The organism is Streptomyces sp. NBC_01433, from assembly GCF_026340105.1.
In the GTDB taxonomy this organism is placed as follows: Bacteria; Actinomycetota; Actinomycetes; order Streptomycetales; family Streptomycetaceae; genus Streptomyces.
In genome coordinates, this window is the sequence record NZ_JAPEPM010000002.1 from 915,056 (window position 1) to 932,583 (window position 17,528).

18 protein-coding genes are annotated in these 17,528 nt (G+C 71.2%); 7 read left to right on the forward strand and 11 right to left on the reverse strand.

Annotated features, from left to right (window positions below; genetic code table 11):
* The 5 genes from ureC to OG413_RS31665 are packed head-to-tail and all read right to left on the reverse strand — an operon-like array spanning position 1 to position 4,408.
* Positions 1-1,725, reverse strand: coding sequence for an urease subunit alpha (gene ureC, locus OG413_RS31645; protein WP_266811602.1), 1,725 nt, complete (start codon positions 1,723-1,725; stop codon positions 1-3).
* The gene (locus tag OG413_RS31650) at positions 1,725-2,219 is read right to left on the reverse strand and encodes an urease subunit beta (RefSeq protein WP_266811604.1); all 495 of its coding nucleotides are present in this window, start codon (positions 2,217-2,219) and stop codon (positions 1,725-1,727) included. Before OG413_RS31650 ends, ureC begins: the two co-directional genes overlap by 1 nt.
* Complete coding sequence (locus tag OG413_RS31655; protein WP_266811606.1) at positions 2,216-3,082, reverse strand: cobalamin biosynthesis protein CbiX; 867 nt, start codon at positions 3,080-3,082, stop codon at positions 2,216-2,218. The genes OG413_RS31650 and OG413_RS31655 overlap by 4 nt, the downstream gene beginning before the upstream one ends.
* Positions 3,083-3,087: 5 nt before the next feature.
* A complete protein-coding gene (locus OG413_RS31660; RefSeq protein WP_266811608.1) occupies positions 3,088-3,393 on the reverse strand; it encodes an urease subunit gamma in 306 nt (101 codons plus the stop codon).
* A gap of 52 nt (positions 3,394-3,445) precedes the next feature.
* A complete protein-coding gene (locus OG413_RS31665; RefSeq protein WP_266811609.1) occupies positions 3,446-4,408 on the reverse strand; it encodes an urea transporter in 963 nt (320 codons plus the stop codon).
* A gap of 199 nt (positions 4,409-4,607) precedes the next feature.
* Here OG413_RS31665 and OG413_RS31670 point away from each other — a divergent pair, with 199 nt between their 5' ends.
* Together OG413_RS31670 and OG413_RS31675 are read left to right on the forward strand one after the other, a co-directional pair.
* Complete coding sequence (locus OG413_RS31670) at positions 4,608-5,075, forward strand: CrcB family protein (RefSeq protein ID WP_266811611.1); 468 nt, start codon at positions 4,608-4,610, stop codon at positions 5,073-5,075.
* Positions 5,075-5,449, forward strand: a complete 375-nt coding sequence (locus tag OG413_RS31675) for a CrcB family protein (RefSeq protein WP_266811613.1) — start codon at positions 5,075-5,077, stop codon at positions 5,447-5,449. The genes OG413_RS31670 and OG413_RS31675 overlap by 1 nt, the downstream gene beginning before the upstream one ends.
* 86 nt (positions 5,450-5,535) lie before the next feature.
* Here the strand turns inward: OG413_RS31675 and OG413_RS31680 are convergent, their stop codons facing one another.
* Together OG413_RS31680 and OG413_RS31685 are read right to left on the reverse strand one after the other, a co-directional pair.
* Complete coding sequence (locus OG413_RS31680) at positions 5,536-5,709, reverse strand: hypothetical protein (RefSeq protein ID WP_266811615.1); 174 nt, start codon at positions 5,707-5,709, stop codon at positions 5,536-5,538.
* Between the two features lie 363 nt (positions 5,710-6,072).
* Positions 6,073-7,557 (reverse strand): SDR family NAD(P)-dependent oxidoreductase, encoded by a 1,485-nt coding sequence (locus tag OG413_RS31685; protein WP_266811616.1) that lies wholly within the window; start codon positions 7,555-7,557, stop codon positions 6,073-6,075.
* A gap of 223 nt (positions 7,558-7,780) precedes the next feature.
* Between OG413_RS31685 and OG413_RS31690 the strand changes: the two genes are divergently transcribed.
* The 3 genes from OG413_RS31690 to OG413_RS31700 all read left to right on the forward strand — a co-directional run bounded on the left by OG413_RS31690 (position 7,781) and on the right by OG413_RS31700 (position 10,759).
* Positions 7,781-8,632, forward strand: a complete 852-nt coding sequence (locus tag OG413_RS31690) for an RNA polymerase sigma factor SigF (protein WP_266811618.1) — start codon at positions 7,781-7,783, stop codon at positions 8,630-8,632.
* Between the two features lie 270 nt (positions 8,633-8,902).
* Positions 8,903-10,159: a PP2C family protein-serine/threonine phosphatase gene (locus tag OG413_RS31695; protein ID WP_266813198.1), complete on the forward strand. Its 1,257-nt coding sequence runs from the start codon at positions 8,903-8,905 to the stop codon at positions 10,157-10,159.
* Positions 10,160-10,303: 144 nt separating this feature from the next.
* Positions 10,304-10,759 (forward strand): ATP-binding protein, encoded by a 456-nt coding sequence (locus OG413_RS31700; RefSeq protein WP_266811619.1) that lies wholly within the window; start codon positions 10,304-10,306, stop codon positions 10,757-10,759.
* A gap of 64 nt (positions 10,760-10,823) precedes the next feature.
* Here OG413_RS31700 and OG413_RS31705 read toward each other — a convergent pair whose 3' ends face one another.
* Positions 10,824-11,516 (reverse strand): (2Fe-2S)-binding protein, encoded by a 693-nt coding sequence (locus tag OG413_RS31705; RefSeq protein ID WP_266811621.1) that lies wholly within the window; start codon positions 11,514-11,516, stop codon positions 10,824-10,826.
* A 229-nt stretch (positions 11,517-11,745) separates the two neighbouring features.
* Here OG413_RS31705 and OG413_RS31710 point away from each other — a divergent pair, with 229 nt between their 5' ends.
* Entirely contained in the window at positions 11,746-13,059 is a 1,314-nt protein-coding gene (locus OG413_RS31710; protein WP_266811623.1) for a DMT family transporter, read from the forward strand.
* Between the two features lie 71 nt (positions 13,060-13,130).
* Here OG413_RS31710 and OG413_RS31715 read toward each other — a convergent pair whose 3' ends face one another.
* Positions 13,131-14,498: a peptidoglycan DD-metalloendopeptidase family protein gene (locus OG413_RS31715; RefSeq protein WP_266811625.1), complete on the reverse strand. Its 1,368-nt coding sequence runs from the start codon at positions 14,496-14,498 to the stop codon at positions 13,131-13,133.
* Positions 14,499-14,771: 273 nt separating this feature from the next.
* On the opposite strand from OG413_RS31715, the gene OG413_RS31720 reads away from it, so the two are divergent.
* Complete coding sequence (locus OG413_RS31720) at positions 14,772-15,305, forward strand: hypothetical protein (RefSeq protein ID WP_266811626.1); 534 nt, start codon at positions 14,772-14,774, stop codon at positions 15,303-15,305.
* 87 nt (positions 15,306-15,392) lie between these two features.
* On the opposite strand, the gene OG413_RS31725 is transcribed toward OG413_RS31720, so the two are convergent.
* Both OG413_RS31725 and OG413_RS31730 read right to left on the reverse strand, forming a co-directional pair.
* Complete coding sequence (locus OG413_RS31725; protein WP_266811628.1) at positions 15,393-16,025, reverse strand: TetR-like C-terminal domain-containing protein; 633 nt, start codon at positions 16,023-16,025, stop codon at positions 15,393-15,395.
* Between the two features lie 246 nt (positions 16,026-16,271).
* Positions 16,272-17,420, reverse strand: a complete 1,149-nt coding sequence (locus OG413_RS31730) for a S1 family peptidase (protein ID WP_266811630.1) — start codon at positions 17,418-17,420, stop codon at positions 16,272-16,274.
* Positions 17,421-17,528 lie beyond the last annotated feature (108 nt).

Below are 17,528 nucleotides of genomic sequence, written 5' to 3' on the forward strand. Positions count from 1 at the left end.
CTAGACCAGGAAGAACAGGTGGTTGAGGGGCAGTTCCTCGGCCGGGTCGATCGTCGCGACCTTCCCGTCGAGGGTGACCTTGAACGTCTCCGGATCGACCTGGATGTCCGGCAGGGCGCTGTTGCGCACCATGTTGTGCTTGCCGATCGTGCGGGTGCCGCGCACCGGAAGGACCTTGCGTTCCAGGCCGAGCTCCGCCGGTACCCCGGCGGCGATTCCCGCCTGCGACATGAAGGTGACGTGGGTGGCCGCCAGCGCCTTGCCGAACTGTCCGAACATCGGCCGGTAGATGACCGGTTGCGGCGTCGGCAGCGAGGCGTTCGGGTCGCCCATCTGCGCCCAGGAGATGATCCCGCCCTTGATGACCATCTTCGGCTTGGCCCCGAAGGAATGGATGGGCCAGAGCACGATGTCGGCGATCTTTCCCTTCTCCAGGGAGCCGACGTGGTCGGCGATGCCCGTGGCGATGGCCGGGTTGATGGTGACCTTCGCGAGGTAGCGCAGCACCCGCTGGTTGTCGTTGCGGGCTGAGTCGCCCTCCAGGACACCGAGCTTGTCCTTGCAGTGGTGCGCGGTCTGGAAGGCGCGCGTCACCGACTCACCGACGCGGCCCATGGCCTGCGAGTCGGAGGAGAACATGCTGATCACACCGAGATCGTGAAGGACCGACTCGGCGGCGATCGTCTCGGCGCGGACCCGGCTGTCGGCGAAGGACACGTCCTCGGGGATGTCATGGCTGAGGTGGTGACAGACCATCACCATGTCGAGGAGTTCATCGACGGAGTTCTTGGTGTACGGCAGCGTCGGGTTGGTGGAGGACGGCAGGATGTTGGGCTCGCCCGCCACGCGCATGATGTCCGGGGCGTGACCGCCGCCCGCGCCCTCGCTGTGGAAGGTGTGGATGGTGCGTCCGTCGATCGCGGAGCGGGTGTCCTCGAAGAAACCGCTCTCGTTCAGGCTGTCCGTGTGGATGGACACCTGGATGTCGTACCGGTCCGCGACGTTGAGCGCGTTGTCGATGACGGCCGGGGTGGCGCCCCAGTCCTCGTGCACCTTCAGGGCGCAGGCTCCGGCTTCGATCTGCTCGTCGAGGGCCTCCGGCAGACTGCCGTTGCCCTTGCCCATGATGCCCAGGTTCACCGGCCAGCCCTCGGCCGCCTGGAGGAACCGGGCGATGTTGTAGGGGCCGGGGGTGCAGGTGGTGCCGTTGGTGCCGTCCGAGGGACCGGTGCCGCCACCGATGAGCGTGGTGATGCCGTTGGTCAGCGCCTGTTCGGCCTGCTGCGGGGCGATCAGATGGACATGGGTGTCGATGGCCCCGGCGGTGGCGATGAGGTGTTCGCCCGCGATGGCCTCGGTCCCCGGGCCGATGACGAGGTTCGGGTCGACGTTGTTCTGCGTCTGCGGGTTGCCGGACTTGCCGATCCCGGCGATCATCCCGTTCTTGATGCCGATGTCACATTTCACGACGCCCACCACCGGGTCGATGACCACGACATTGGTGATGACGGTGTCGAGCGCGCCCTGTGAACTGGTGGCCTGTGGGGAGGCTGCCATGCCGTCACGCATGGTCTTGCCGCCGCCGTAGAGGACTTCGTCGCCGTACTGACCCTCGCTGAAGTCCTTCTCGACCTCGACGACGAGGTTGGTGTCGGCGAGATGGAAGCGGTCGCCGACCGTCGGGCCGAACATGTCGGTGTACTGCTTGCGGGGCAGGATGGGCATCAGCGCGAACCCTTCTTCTTGGCCTTCGCGCTCCTGGCGCTCGGCGTGCTCTTCGCGCTCTTCGCGCTCGCCTTGCCGCGCGGGCTCTTCGCGCGCGGGGAGACCATGGCCTTCGGGGGCTGGTCAGCGCCCTGGAAGCCCCGCTCGATCGCCTTGCGGACGGCCTCGACCTTGGCCGGGTGGGAGGCGAGGCTGCCGTTGAGCAGTCCGCTGAAGCCGACGAGGCGGCCCGTTCCGGCGTACGCGCAGAGCTCGACCTCGCGCGAACCACCGGGTTCGATCCGTACGGAGGTGCCCGCCGGGATGTTGAGGTGCATGCCGAGGGCCGCCTGCCGGTCGAACGACAGCGCGGAGTTCACCTCGAAGAAGTGGTAGTGCGAACCGACCTGGACCGCGCGGTCGCCGGTGTTGCTGACGGTGAGCGTCACCGTGCGGCGCCCGGCGTTGATCTCGACCGGGTCCTCGCCATAGATGTACTTCTGTCGGAACGTCATGCGGAGCTCCTGAGAACGTGGCCCGCGCCGAGGGTCTGCGGGTGCCGGTGCGGGTGCGGGTGCTCGTGACGGTGGTCGTGCCCGTGATCGTGCCCGTCGTGCTCGTGGCCCGGTGCGTGCTCGTGGCCCGTGCCCGGCGGGTGGGTGTGGTGGTGGCCGTGATTGTCGGCCGCGCCCAGTCCGGCGGCGATGCCGTCGTCGCCGCGCTCGTGCCGGCGACGCAGCGCGTCGGCGACCCGTTCGGCGAGTACGCGTCGCAGTGCGGAGCGCGCCAGCGGCGGACCGGCGACCGTGACCTGCGCGTCCGGTACCTCAGGGGCCTCGGGCACCACGAAGGCGGCGGGCAGCAGCACCACCCGTGCGGCACCCAAGGACACACAGCGCCGGACTCCCGGCGCGAGGTCGGGATCACCACCGGTGAGGGCCACTTCGACCAGCGCGTGGTTGCCGTAGCTCCGTACGAGACTCGCGACGCGGTACAGCTCCGCGTCCTCGAACGGGCCGCCGGAGGGCGCCGTGACGAGCAGTGCGTCGGCGGCGGGCACCCGGCGCGCGGCGCCCCGCAGCCAGCCGACGAGGTGCTGGGCGGTACCGAAGGGCTCGGCGAGGACGGTCCCGGCTCGCTCGTCCTCGGGTACCGCCCGCAGGGTGCGCGCCGTCTCGGCGACGAGTTCGGGGTCGCGCCCGAGCGTCATCGGTACGACACAGCTCTCCTCGCCCCGCCGGCTCAGCCCGACGACGGTCCGGAACAGCTCCCGCCCGTTCGGCACCACGATCACGTCCGGGCCGATCAGCTCCGCCGACTCCCGCCCGTACGCCGCCTCGTGACCGCAGACGGCGATCACCCGGCATCGCTCGGCCACCGGGATCAGCCGCCGATGGGGTCGTGGCAGGAAACGAGCTTCGTACCGTCGACGAAGGACGCCTCGACCTGGAGCAGGCCGAGCATGTCGCGTACGCCGGGCATCGTGTCGTCCTCGCCGACGACATGACGGCCGAGTTCCATGCAGTCGGCCACGCTCCTTCCGTCGCGGGCGGCTTCGAGGATCGCCTCGGTGATCAGCGCCACCGACTCGCTGTAGTTGAGCTTGAGACCGCGGCCCTGGCGTTTGCGGGCCAGGTCGGCCACGACGTACACCAACAGCTTGTCGATCTCGCGGGGAGCGAGGTTCATCGTCGGTACCTTCCTCGGGGATGTACGGAACACGCGGGCGGGCGGTCGGGCTTCAGCCGCTCCGGCGGAAGCGCGGCAGGAGTGGCACGGCGGCCATGAGGACCCAGGTCGTGAGGATGAACGGCCAGGTGAAGGTGTGGCCGCCGAAGGGTTTGAACAGGGAGGTCAAAGAGGCCGTCAGCCCGGTGGTGGCCGCGGCCCCGAACAGCGCGTACGCCCCGTTCCAGACGGTGCCGGCCAGGAAGACGGCGCCGACCGCGACGGCCACGAGGACCGCGTTGTAGCCGTAGATTCCGTTGGCGATCAGATCGGCGGGAGCGCCCAGCGCCCAGGCGGTGAAGATGCCGACGACGCTGCCCGCCGCGGCGAACAGGACCACGCGCACCCCGGCGAGTGCCAGGCCCACGAGCATGGTGAGTCCGACGTACCACTTGTCGATCAGGAAGACCTGCGCGACGTTGCTGAAGAACGCGTGCCACAGGTCGTCCCAGGACAGTCCGGCATGCCCCGCGGTCGTGCTGGACACCGGCGCCGGGGCGCCGTGCCAGACCCGGCCGAAGGAAGGTGCCCCGAGCACCATGACGCCGGAGACCAGGCAGAACGGCGCGGTGAGCGCGGTGAGTCCGTAAGGCGCGAGGAACGTGGTGAGGGCCGCCATGAGGAGCACGCACATGATGGCGCCGACGACGGTGAGCACATAGGTGGCCGGGTGGTGGCCCAGCGAGGTGACGAGGGCGATGCCGGTGAGAGCGCCGCAGTAGCCCTGGAGGCCCTGGGCGATTCCCGAGCGGTCCACGCCGAGGGCATAGGCGGTCGCGGTGGCGAACAGGGTGCCGAGGGTGGCGAAGAGGCCCATCTCCCAGCCCGCCGCCCACAGTGCGAGCAGGATGACCGCACCGGTCCACGCTCCGGGCTGGAGGTCCACCTGGCCGACTCCGCGCACCGAGGCCAGTAAGTACGACAGGGGCTGTGGCGCCTGAGGCTCGTGACGCTGTTGCGCTTCGGCGGACGGCACGAGCAGCTCCGTAACTCGGCAGGGGACCGGCGGCGATGCCACCACCCGGTGGCAGGCGGGACAACCGATGCCAGATATATCCCATATGCATACTTGTGCTCCACCGGGGAGGCGGACCGATCCGCCGTTGGAGTGGAGAGCGCCAGGCCTGACGCACCGCCGCACACAGGCCGCGGACAGGGCCTCATACGGTCCCCAGATGTCCCTCAAGTCCCTTTTACTCGAACACCGTCACCCCGATCACGCTCCCGGGAGACAGGTCCCGGTGGTCGCCGCCGTCGCCGTCGGCGGGGCCATCGGCGCCGGGGCGCGTTACTGGGCGGAACGCCTGTGGCCGAACGGGGAATCGTCCTTCCCGTGGACCGTCCTGCTGATCAACGCCGCGGGCTGCCTGCTCATGGGCGTCCTGATGGTGGCCCTCAAGGAACGGTTCACCGGCGCCGCCGCGCTCCTGAGCCCCCTGCTGGGCACCGGCATGCTCGGCGGCTTCACCACGTTCTCCCACTACACGGACGACGTGCGGCAGTTGTTCGAGGAAGGTTCGCCGGGCTACGCGATCGGCTGCCTGGTCCTCACCGTGGTCGCGGCCCTCGCGGGCGTGACCGTGGGCGCGTTCGCCACACACGCGGCGCTGGGCCGCCGGAACGCCGCCGGCGGGACGACGTGATGCTCGACTGGCTGCTCGTCATGGCCGGGGGCATGGCGGGCGCCCCAATCCGCTATCTGACCGGCGTCGCGGTCAAGGCGCATACGCACTCGGCCTTCCCCTACGGCACCCTCGCGGCGAACGCGCCCGCCGCCCTGCTCCTCGGATTCTTCGCCGAGGCGGCGTCCGACGGAGATCTGGGGTCCCGGGTCCATCTGCTGGTCGCCACCGGCTTCTGCGGTGCGCTGTCGACCTGGTCGACCTTCTCGTACGAGCTGCTGACCCTGGCCTCCACACGCCGCGTCGCCACGGCCGGGGCCTATCTGTTCGTCAGCGTCGGCGCGGGCGTGGGGCTGTCCTTCGCCGGGGCCGCCCTGGCCCGCGCGGCCTGGTGACACGACCGCAGTGCGGGAAACACGGAGCCCCGCTCCCCGCAGTGCGGGAAACGGGGCTCCGCTCAATGCCGTGCGGGCTACGCGTGTCAGTCGACGCTGGGCAGGATGTGCGGCTCCGCGAGGTCGTCCTCGTAACCGGCCAGCCGGATCGGTGCCGACCTGGCCCAGACTTCGATGTTCCGGAGCTTCTCGGGCCGTGCGGCCCGCTCTCCGTGTCGTTCGGCAGGCCGCTTCTCGTGCTTCGTCAGTTCTGGTGTCACCGCGCACTCCTCTGTGTCGCGTAACCCCGGACAGTCGCGGCGCGACCACTCGGCCGTGGGCCGACTGCCCTCGGGGGCAGGGGCAGGAACAGTTCGGTCGCGGTGGCGCCGGCGTTGGGCGGGACGGCGGCCTGGTTGCAGACCTGTCCCAGGACGGTCGAGGAAGGTTCGTGGATCCCTCGGTGCCGTCCGTTCACTTCAGAGTAACCAAATGAGCGCCGTCGCGCTCGACGGAACGTGTGGCCTGGGTCACTTTCCGCCATCGGTGAGCTGCCGGCCCTGCGCCTGAACCGCCGGTCACCCGGTGATCCCGCCCGTTGGCGGGGGCAGCGTGGGCGGGGGCAGCGTGGGCGACGGGCGGGATCACCAGCCTGCGGGCGCGTAGTCCTTGAGGAAGCAGCCGTACAGCTCGTCGCCCTCTTCACCGCGCACGATCGGGTCGTAGACCCGGGCAGCGCCGTCGACCAGGTCGAGAGGAGCGTGGAAGCCCTCGTCGGCGAGGCGCATCTTGTCGGGGTGCGGACGCTCGTCCGTGATCCATCCGGTGTCGACGGCGGTCATCAGAATGCCGTCCTTCTCGAACATCTCCTGGGCGCTGGTGCGGGTCAGCATGTTCAACGCGGCCTTGGCCATGTTGGTGTGCGGGTGCCCCGCGCCCTTGTAGCCGCGGCTGAAGACCCCCTCCATCGCGGAGACGTTCACCACGTACGCGCGCTTCGCGGCCGTCGCCGCCATCGCCGGGCGGAGCCGGCTGATCAGGATGAACGGCGCGGTCGAGTTGCAGAGCTGGACTTCCAGGAGCTCGATCGGCTCGACCTCCTCGACCGTCTGGATCCAGCTGTTGGTGTCGTGCAGGTCCGGCACAAGGCCGCCCGCGTCGATCGCGGTGCCCGCGGCGATGCGCTCCAGCGACGCCGAGCCCGTGACCAGGGCCAGCTCGGTGACGTCCTGCGCGCTCAGCCCCTCCTTCCGGGCGGCGGGCAGCGCCGCGACCCGGTCCACGGTGCCGCTGCCGAAGGTGCCGATGACCTGGGCGGCGGGCAGTTCACCCGCGGGCAGCGGCGCCGACTCGGCGTTGACCAGCTCGCTGTACGCCTGCGGGGACCGGCGCACGGTCTGCGCGGCGTTGTTGATCAGAATGTCCAGGGGCCCCTCGGCCGCGACCGAGTCCGCCAGGGCCACGACCTGGGCGGGGTCCCGGAGGTCGATGCCGACGATCTTCAGCCGGTGGATCCACTCGTCGCTGTCCGGCATCGCCTTGAAGCGGCGGATCGCGTCGTTGGGGAATCGGGTGGTGATGGTGGTGTGCGCGCCGTCGCGCAGCAGTCTCAGCGCGATGTACATGCCGATCTTCGCCCGGCCGCCGGTGAGCAGCGCACGGCGCCCCGTGAGGTCGGTCCTGGCGTCGCGCCGGGCCCGGTTCTCCTTGGCGCACCGCTGGCAGAGCTGGTGGTAGAACGCGTCCACCTCGACGTACCGGGTCTTGCAGATGTAGCAGGACCGGGGCCGCTGGAGCACTCCGGCGATCTCGGCGGCGGCCGAGGACGACGGCAGGACGCCCTGTGTCTCGTCGTCGATGCGCTCGGCGGAGCCGGTCGCGGTGGCCTCGGTGACGGCCTTGTCGTGCGCGGTCTTCGCGGCCCGGCGCTCCTGGCGGCGGCGCTGCTTCACCGTGCGGTAGATACCGGCGGTGGCCCGGCGTACGGCGATGGCGTCCGGGTGGTCGACGTCGATGGTGTCGAGTTCGTCGAGCACGCTCAGGCAGACGGCCAGGCGCTCCGGGTCGATTCCGGCACCGAACTCATCGATTCCGGGAGCGAGCTCCGGACTGTCCTCTGTCACCGTCATTGCCGTTCCTCTGCCATTTGTCCCTGCGGGCCACATGTCACCGCAGGCCGATACACCCCGGTCAAGTCTGCCATGCGCCGGACGCTGCTCCATTCGTGGCTTTCCGGCTTGATTCGGCCGGTGTGTCCGGGCCGGATCGAGAAAAAACGCGTTCAGGTGGCATGGCCCCCGGATTGCCGGGCAGGCGCGGATCGACACATCCGACGGCAGGGAGGGCGACACCATGGCGGCCATGTCCGTGCGAACCACCGGAGCCGACCCGGGCACACTGCCCTGGATCGAGGAGACCGGAAAGGTCGCGCCTCAGGACGCCCGCGCGTTGTCGAAGGTCTTCTTCGACCGGCTCCAGGTCCTTGAGGAGGGCACGCACGAGTACCAGTACGCGCGCAACACCCTCATCGAGATGAACCTGTCGCTGGTCCGTTTCGCCGCCTCCCGGTTCCGCAATCGCGGCGGTGACGACACCGAGGACATCATCCAGGTCGGCACCATCGGGCTGATCAAGGCGATCGACCGCTTCGACCTCTCGCGCGAGGTCGAGTTCGCCACCTTCGCCGTGCCGTACATCGTCGGCGAGATCAAGCGCTTCTTCCGCGACACGACCTGGTCCGTGCATGTCCCGCGGCGGCTCCAGGAACTGCGGGTGGACCTCGCGAAGGCCAAGGAGCAGCTGTCGGCGGAGCTGGACCGCGAGCCCACGGTCAAGGAGCTCGCCGCGCGTCTGGACCTTCCCGAGGAAGAGATCATCGAGGGTCTGGTGGCGGCCAACGGCTACTCGGCCGGTTCCCTCGACACACCGTCGGCCGACAGCGACTCCGGTCAGGAGCAGCGGGCCTACGCGGATCTGCTGGGCGAGCGTGACCCCGCCATGGAGACCGTCGAGAATCTGCAAACCCTGGCGCCGCTCCTGGAGCAGCTGGACGCGCGTGAGCGCAGAATCGTCCAGATGCGGTTCGGGGACGAGATGACGCAGTCGCAGATCGGCGCGGAACTGGGGGTCTCCCAGATGCATGTGTCCCGGCTGCTGTCGCGGATCGTGCAGCGTCTGCGCAAGGGCATGTCCGTGGAGGCGTGACTCCGCCTCACCACCGCCGGTCCGTACGCCGCTTCCCGCCACCGCTCTCCGTCCGCCCCGCCCCGTCCCCTTCTTCATGCGCTGCCCCGTCCCGACCCGCCGCCTTTGTCCGTCACTGTTCCGCTCGTCCTCCCCGCCCGCCCGTCGCCCGAGCGCATCGGGTCGCATATGCTGCCCTGCGGTACGGCGCGGCGCGACCCGCGCCGCCGCGCGAGGGGGTGGAGGGTGGCCGAGCTCCCGGCAGACGCCGTGGTGGCTCACTCCGGCTCGGTGGGGCTTCCCGAGCAGTCCGGGGTGTGGCGGGCGGGCGGCGGTTCCGTCTGGGACGTCGACGCCGCGATCCTGCTGATCGAGGACGGCTCCGGGGACGCGGTCCTGATCGCGGAGATGCTGGCGGACAGCGAGCTGGATTCCGGCCTCACCTGGTGCAGGACCCTGGCTGAGGCGAGGCGGTTCCTGAGCACCTGCCGGACACCCAGCTGTGTGCTGCTCGATCTCCACCTTCCGGATGTGCACGGCCTCGATGCCGTCACCCAGCTCCTCGACTCCTCGCCGGACGCCGCGATCGTCGTGCTGACCGGCAGGGCCGAGGCCGACGCCGGTCTCTCCGCGGTGGCGGCCGGTGCACAGGACTATCTGGTCAAGGCCCGGCTCGATCCGGAATCGCTGGGCCGCGCGGTCCGCTACGCCCTCCAGCGCAAGCAGGTGGAACGAGCGGCGGCCGCGTTGCGCGTCAACCGGCTGACAGCGCAGGAGAACGCCCGCCTGGAGCGCGGTCTGCTGCCCGTGCCCCTCCTGCTGGACGGCAGTTTCCAGGCGGTGGCGCGGTACGAACCGGGGCGGGCCCACGGCCTGTTGAGCGGTGACTTCTACGACGTGGTGCAGACCGCCGACGGGACCGTGCACGCGGTGATCGGGGATGTCTCGGGGCACGGGGCGGCCGAGGCCGCGCTCGGTGTGTGTCTGCGGGTCGCCTGGCGCACGGCGGTCCTCTGCGGCACGGACCAGCGGGAACAGATGGGGCTGCTGGAACAGATGCTGGTCGCCGAGCGGGCCGATCCACGTGTCTTCGCCACCGTGAACTCGCTCGTCTTCTCCCCGGACCGCCGTCAGGTACGGGCGCTGCGGGCCGGGCACCCCGGGCTGCTGCTGCGCGACGGTCCGGACGTTCGCTGGATCGAACCCGCGCACGGGATGGCGCTGGGCCTGCTGCCCGGCACCTGCCGCTGGACCACCACGGTGGTGCCGCTGCCCGTGGACAGCCACATCGTGATGTTCACCGACGGGCTCTTCGAGGGGCACACGGGGCCGGATACGCGGCTCGGCGAGGACGGTCTGCTGGCGATGGCCCAGGAGTCCGGGACGCTGCCCGCCCGCGCATTCGTGGACACCCTCGTCGCCCGTGCGGCTCACGCCGCGTCCCCGTACGGCGGTCTCGCCGACGATGTGGCGGTGCTGCACCTGGGCTGGCTCGGCGACGGCGCCGAGGGCGGATCATCCGCCGGAAGCACGTCGGCGGCCAGGTGATGGAGCGGACCGGGACGGACCCCGTAGGATTTCGCCGTCACGGTCCGAGGCTGCCGGAATCCGGCCGGAGTGAGATGTCCGGACGCGGGTAGACGACCGGCGAGAAAACGTATTCGACCATCCGCAGCGTCCTGGCTGGAGAGCATGAACGAACAGGTCACCTCGCGACCGGCCGGCCGCTCCGAAGAGTCACGGCCCACCGAGGTTCTGCACAGCGCCGAGGTGTTCGGCGGCGAGCCGGGCTGCATTGCGCAGGCCCGTGCCCTGGCCGACCGTTTCCTGGCGCGGCTCACCGCCGAGTGGCTGGCGGTGCTGGGGGAGCACACCCGCAACGATCTGATGCTTGCGGTCAGTGAACTGGTCACCAACGCCGACCGGTACAGCCACGGCCCGTATCTGCTGGAGCTGGAGGGCACCGCCGAGCGCATCAGCGTCACGGTGTACGACAGCAGCACGGCGCTGCCGGTGATCTACGCGCCCGACCCGACCCGGCCGGGCGGCCACGGCATGGAGATCGTCTTCGCCGTGTGCGACCGGCTGACCGCCGAGCGGGTGCCGGTCGGCAAGCGCATCCGGGCGGAGTTCGAGCTGAGCAGCTGAACGCCGCGGCCCGCCGGTTTCAGCGCCGCCGGTTCAACGCGGGCAGGTTTCAACGCGGCCGGTTTCAACGCGCGGCGGGCGGCGCGTCGAAGACGCAGTCGCCGCACAGACCGCCGTCCGGGCAGCGGTAGTACAGGCAGCAGCTGCGCCGCCGGAACGCCGGACCGTGCGGAGCCCCGGTGGCCCGCAGGTCCGGGTGGTCGAAGAGCTCGGCCGCCAGCGCGCGGGCCCGCGCGGCGACGTCCGGGCGGGAGTTGACGCGCGACCAGGCGACGAGTTCGCGCACGGCACCGGCGAGCGCCGAGCCCGCGTTGCCCCACAGCAGCCGCGAGGAGATGTTCCCGTCGCGGCGCATCGCCTCGGCGAGCGGTACGAGGTGCCCGTACTGGACGGCTTCACGGAGCCGCTCGGCGGTGCCCGGCAGCGCGGCGGGGTCCGGCAGCCAGAGGTCGTCGGGCGAGGTACGTCCCGGGTCCCACCGCAGGGCGCCGGGCGCGATGTCCGGGAAGCGTCCGGACAGCGCGGCCGGCCCCAGCGCGACGGACCAGAGCCGGGCCGCGAGACCGAGGTGGGCGATGGAGGCGGCGACCCGGCGCTCGGGCGCCCGGAGCCGGGCGGCGACCGTGTCGATACGGGCCGTGAGCGGTGCCGTCTCCCCCGCGTACAGCCGCGCCAGCGGGCGGTGCGCGCCCTCGGACACCGGGACGGTGCTGAGCGCGAAGAATCCGCCCACCGACGCCGCTCGGGTCAGATCCATGCTCGGCTCCCCTGGGACCACCACGGCCCGTCCGTCCGGTTCCGGCCACTCGATGTGCCGGATCAGTGGCTCACCGTATCCGCAGAGGTACAACTTCTGAGCCCCGGGGGCAGGAGGACTACCGTCAGGAGGAGGACGTAGGGCTTACGTCCGTACTACTAGAGCAGTACGCCAAATCGCCGCCTCAAGGACGACGACGCGGCGGCCTTGACGGGACATCGTGGTGTACATGAGTTCCCTCGCGCTGTCTGTGCTGCTGTCACTGATCTCCGCGGTCGCCTATGCGGCCGGGGCGATCGTCCAGGAGCGCGTGGCCGCGGCCGGTGACGGCCGCTCGTACGCACCCCTGCGCAACGCCGCCTGGTGGGCGGCGGTGGCCCTCAACGGGGTCGGCGCGCTCCTGCATGTGGTGGCCCTGGCCTACGGACCGCTGAGCCTCGTCCAGCCGCTCGGCGCCCTCACGATCGTGTTCGCCCTGCCGATGGCGGCACTTTTCGTACGCCGCAGGGCGGGCGCCACCGCCTGGCGCGGCGCGATCATGGCGACGGTCGGACTGGCCGGTCTGCTGGCGCTGACCGGGAACGCGGCGTCGCACACGCTGGGCGGGCCGGAGCAGCTGATGCTGGCGACCGTGACGTTCGGCGCGGTGGTGGCGCTCTTCCTCCTCGCCCAGGGGCTGCACCGGCCGATGCTGCGCAGCGTGGTCCTGGCCACCGGCGCCGGGGTCGCGTTCGGTATGGCGTCGGTGTTCACCAAAACCGTGGCCATGGAGTGGACGTCCGGCTCATTGCGCTCGGGTCTGCCGCCGCTGCTGGTGATCGCGGGGCTCGCGGCAGCGGGCCTGCTGCTGTCCCAGGCCGCGTACCGCGGGGCCGGGCTGACCGCTCCGCTGGCGACGGTGACCGTGGTGAACCCGGTGGTCGCCGCCACGGTCGGCATCACGCTGTTCGGCGAGCACTTCCGCTACGGATGGACGGGCACCCTGCTGGCGCTCTCCTGCGGTGCGCTGGCCGCAGGTGGCCTGATCCTGCTGACGACGGAACGGCTCGGCGCCGAGCGCGCGAGGGCGGTGACGGGGACGGGGACGGCGGAGTGGACAGGGGCGCAGACGGACCTCGCGGAGGCCGGGAAGGCCGGCGAGGGCATGAGGAGCACCGCGGACGCCGGGGGCGGCGAGAGGGCCGCTGAGGGCCCGGGGAGCAATGAGGGCGCCGCCTCCGGTACGGCGTCCGTGCCGCCGGTGACGGTGAGAGGTGCCGCGCCGGGAAGCCGGTCGGTCCTCCGCCTGCCCGAGCCGCCCCGGCCCGCCTCCACCGATTACGCCGGAACCGGTAGGGCGAAGACCGCTGCCTCCGCCGACTCCGCTGCCTCCGGGGAGGGGGCCCCTTCGACAGGGCCGTTTCCGGCGCCGCACTCCCTGCCGCTGTCCGTGACCGTGCCGCTGGGACGTGGCGCGCGGCGCGTGGTGTTCGGCGACGCCCTGCCCGCCGCGGGCCGCGCACGCCACGAGGAGTTAGCCGCCGCTGTCGGCACGGAGACATAGCGCACCGGAACAGGAACGCACCGCGCGGACGCGCACCGGAACAGGAACGCACCGCGCGGACGCGGACCGTCTCAGACGTTGACGCCGCCCGCCCTGAGGTAGGCCAGCGGGTCGACGTCCGACCCGTAGCCGGGGCCCAGACGGATCTCGAAGTGCAGGTGCGGGCCCGTGCTGTTGCCCGTGGAGCCCGAGCGGGCGATGCGCTGCCCGCTGGAGACCTTCTGCCCCTCGCGCACATGGAGCGCGGAGAGATGCGCGTACTGGCTGTACTTGCCGTCGCTGTGCCGGATGACGACCTGGTAGCCGTACGCTCCCGCCCAGCCGGCCGAGACGACCTTCCCCGAGGCGACGGACTTCACCGACGTGCCGGTGGGGACCGGGAAGTCGACGCCCGTGTGGTAGCCGCTGGACCATGAGCCGGCCTGCCGGTACTGGGTTCCGGTACGGGCGGACACGGGGGCGCTGAGGCCGGAGTGCTTCTCCGCGCGCTCCGGGGCCCGGTGCTCCTTCTTCGGCTCCGGCTTCCTCTTCGGTTCGGCCTTGCTCTTCTGCTCGGGCCTGCTCTTCGGTGCGGGCTCGGCGGCCTGCCTGACGGGCGCCTTGGTCCCCGCCGCGGCCGCCTGCTTCGGCTTCTCCTCCGGCGCGGCCGACTGCTCGGGCTTCGCCTGCTCGGCCTTCTCCGCCTGCTTCTTCGGCTTCGGGACGGGCTTCGCCCGCTCCGTAAGGGAGCCGCCGTCGGCTGTCGGCTTCGCCCCGGCCTTCGGCGCACGGGCCACGTCGAGGCTCAGCCGCTGGCCGGGGAAGATGAGGTCCGGATCGCCGCCGACGACCGTGCGGTTCGCCGCGTAGAGCCGCTGCCAGCCGCCCTGGAGTCGTTCGGTGGCCGCGATCCCGGAGAGCGAGTCACCGCTCGCCACGGTGTACGACTCGTGCTTGCCGGGCACCGTCGTCGGTGAGGTGGACACCTTGCCGGTCTGCGACTGTCTCGGCGGGGCGGCCTTCTTCGGGGCCTGGACCGGCCTGCCGCCCCCGGCCTGCGGAGAGATATCGGGGGCGTCGCCGCCGCGCGTGAGGCCCGCGCTCACCGAACACGTGGGCCAGGCGCCGGGCCCCTGCCCGTCCAGCACCTTCTCGGCGACGGCGATCTGCTGGTCCTTGGTCGCCAGATCGGCGCGCCGCGCGAAGGCGGTGCCGCCGTACGCCGCCCAGGTGGAACCGGTGAACTGGAGGCCGCCGTAGTGGCCGTTGGCGGTGTTGATGTGCCAGTTGCCGCTCGACTCGCAGGCGGCGACCTTCTCCCAGACATCGGCGGAAGCGGCCCCGGCGGAGGCGGCGGTGATGAGCGGGAGCGCAAGGCCCGCACTCCCCGCCGTCACCGTGAGCGAGGCTCGGTTGATCCGACTGGGCTGATACCGGCGGTGCCGTCCGTTTGCGGCCATGACTTGGCTCCCCCACTGACAGGTAGGACACGTCGCAAGCGGCCAACTTAGGCCCACCTGAAGGACGGTGACAAGGGACCGAATTGTCTCGGCCGCCTCCGGCGCGTCCATGGCCGGTTTCCGCCCCCGCCGGGAGAGCGGGCACCGGTCAACAGCCCTGTGCGGGAAGGCCGTACGGCGGTCGGGGCGGACCGGCACGTCACGGCCCTCACACCCCGCCCATGACGGCGCCCCGCGTCGGCCGCGTCGCGACGGTACGGCTTGAACACCGTCATGGACTCACCGATCTGGGCCGCGCTGCCTGCCACCGCGCGCTCCGCCGTGGACGCTCTGCTCGAGCAGGACCGCCGGCTGTGGGCGGTGTCACGCATGCGCGAGGAGTCCCCGGCCGGGTCGGTTCCGGGCCTGCGCGAGGCCCTCGAAGTGGTGGCCGAGCGCTATCGGGAACTGGGCCTGCGGTTCGAGCGCCACCCGACGCCTCCGCTCGACCCTGCGGTGCTCGCCGACACGGTGGCGGTGCCGCCGGGCCGTCCGGTGGCCTTCGAGGCGGAGTGGGACGGCGATACGGACGGCTGGTTCGTTGACCTGCTCGTCCGCACGGAGGATCCGGCCGCGGAACACCGGCTGGCGACCATCCGGCACGGCAGCGGCCTGCGGCTCTTCAACGGTACGGTCCCGCCGTGGCCCGAGGCGCGGGAGGCGGACTCCGTCGGCCGCGCCCTGGCCGGGCGGCTGGGAGTGCCGTTCCGATTCGCCCACCCCGATCACCCCGGCGACAGCACCCCGGACGGCCCGAACGGCTCATGACCGGACCCGTCGCGACCGAGGCTCGCCCGGCCTGTGCGCCACGGTCGGTGCGCGGTCAGTGGCCCGCGCGGCACGGCGCGATGACACTCATCCCCGTACCCGCGTCCGCTCTCGGGCGGTCCCGTCGTCCTCGTCGCCACCGTCCGCGTGCGTCGTGGACGGCCAGCTCTCCAGGACGACATGCAGCGCTTCGACGGACCGCTCCCAGGACGCGTCCACGCCGCGGGCCGCCCGGAAGGCACCGTCCGCCTCCAGGTCGCTGAAACCGTGCAGCGTGCTGCGCAGCAGCCGTACCGCGTCGGTCGGATCGGGCTCGGTCAGCCGGTAGGCGCGCATCATCGCGTAGAAGGTCCCGACGGTCCGGTGAAGGGCGCCGGACTCTGCGGCATCGGCCGGATCGATCCTCATCCGGGTGGCCCGGTAGCGACCGGGCCGCTCCGTCGCGAACTTCCGGTAGGCATCGGCGAATCCGACCAGGGCGTCCTTCCCCGCGCGTCCCGCCACCGCCTCGCTCAGCCGGTCGGCGAACTCGCCCGCGGCCAGCAACGCCACTCTGGTACGCAGGTCCCGCAGGTTCTTCACGTGGGAGTACAGACTGGCGTCCTTGACGCCGAAGCCACGTGCCAGCGCGGAGACGGTGACGTTGTCGAAGCCGATGGAGTCGGCCAGATCGGCAGCGGCCGCCACCACACGTTCGGTCGTGAGACCTGCGCGAACCATCCGCCACCTCCACGGGGGCTCCCTCTGCTCACCTGGGAACTCTAGGCATTCTCCTAACATACAGAGGAAGAGCGCCGCTTCTCCGGGATCTCCGGGCGGCACGGAGCAGGTGGAGCGGACGGACGGGGACGGGGCAGCACGGAGCGGGACGGAGCGCAGCCCCGCCCCGGAGGCCGCTCCACCGCGCTCGGCTCCCCGGACGGACGGGAACCCGCGTCGCCCGACGGCGACGCGGGGCCCGGTGGATCAGGCGGTGTGCAGCGTCAGCCCGTAGCGATTGAGGATCTCGTTGATCGGCTGGTGCCAGGTCTCACCGCCGCCGCTGCAGTTGCCCCAGCCGCCCGAGGTGACGCCCTGCGCCTGGTCCCCGCTGATGAAGGAGCCGCCGGAGTCGCCCGGTTCGGCGCAGACGCTGGTCTTGGTCATCTGATAGACGGCGCCCTGGCTGTAGTTGACGGTCTCGTTCTTGGCCAGCACATTGCCGCAGTGCCAGTGCGAGGTGGAGCCCGAGCGGCAGATCGAGGCGCCGACGGGAGCCTCGGCCGAGCCGCGGACCAGCTGGTCGGAGATGGTGCCCCAGCCGAGGACCACGGGAACGGTCCACCAGCCGTTGCCCACGCTCACCCAGGCGTAGTCGTCGCCCGGGAAGGACGACCCCTGGAAGTTGCCGATCGCCGAGCCGTCCCAGCCGCTGACGCCCGCGCCCGCCTGACCGCAGTGTCCGGCCGTGACGAAGCCGCCGTGCACCGAGAAGCCTATGGAGCACCGGACGTTGCCCGTGTAGTACGGGTCGCCGCCGACCGTTCCCGCGGCGAAGGTCCGCGGGGCTGCGGCCGTCTGCTTCACCGTGACGGGACCGGCCTTGCGGGCCTGCGCGACAAAGGTTCGGACATCGTTGTCAGCACGTGCGGACGCGACGACGTTCACGACGACGCTGCTCGCCTCGGGATCGACGTGCCAGCTGCTCACGCCGCGCGGTGCGGACAGGGCGTCGATGCGCTGCTTGGTGGCGTCGAGGCGCTGCGCCGTGTGCTCGACCAGCCGCGTCTCGGCGCCGGTCGCCCGTACGGCACGGATCTTCCCGCCGTCGGTGACGGCGACGGTCAGCTTGCCGCTGTCCGCGTCGAACCAGGAGCCGCCGTACGAGGATCCGGCCGCACGCCGCGCCTTCGGCTCCAGCGCCGTCGCCGTCTTCTCGTCGGCCAGCCTCGCCCGTGCCTGACTTTCCGTCAGTCCGAGGTCCTGCCGCATCGCCGAGAGCAGGCCGGCGGAGGCGGGAGCGGTGCCGGTGGAGGGAGAATCCGCCGCGGAGGCCGAGGGCAGACCGACGGCCGCCCAGGCGCCGAGGAGGAGGAGCGCGGACAGTCCGGTCCGCACAACTGTTGCGTGTCTCAAGGGAATGACCCTTCCTGTTGTCCAGCATCGTGGGGTGGAACAGGAGGCGTCCGGGAGCGCATCCGGAACAGTCGATTGGGAGCGCTCTCAGATGTACCGCAACGGACT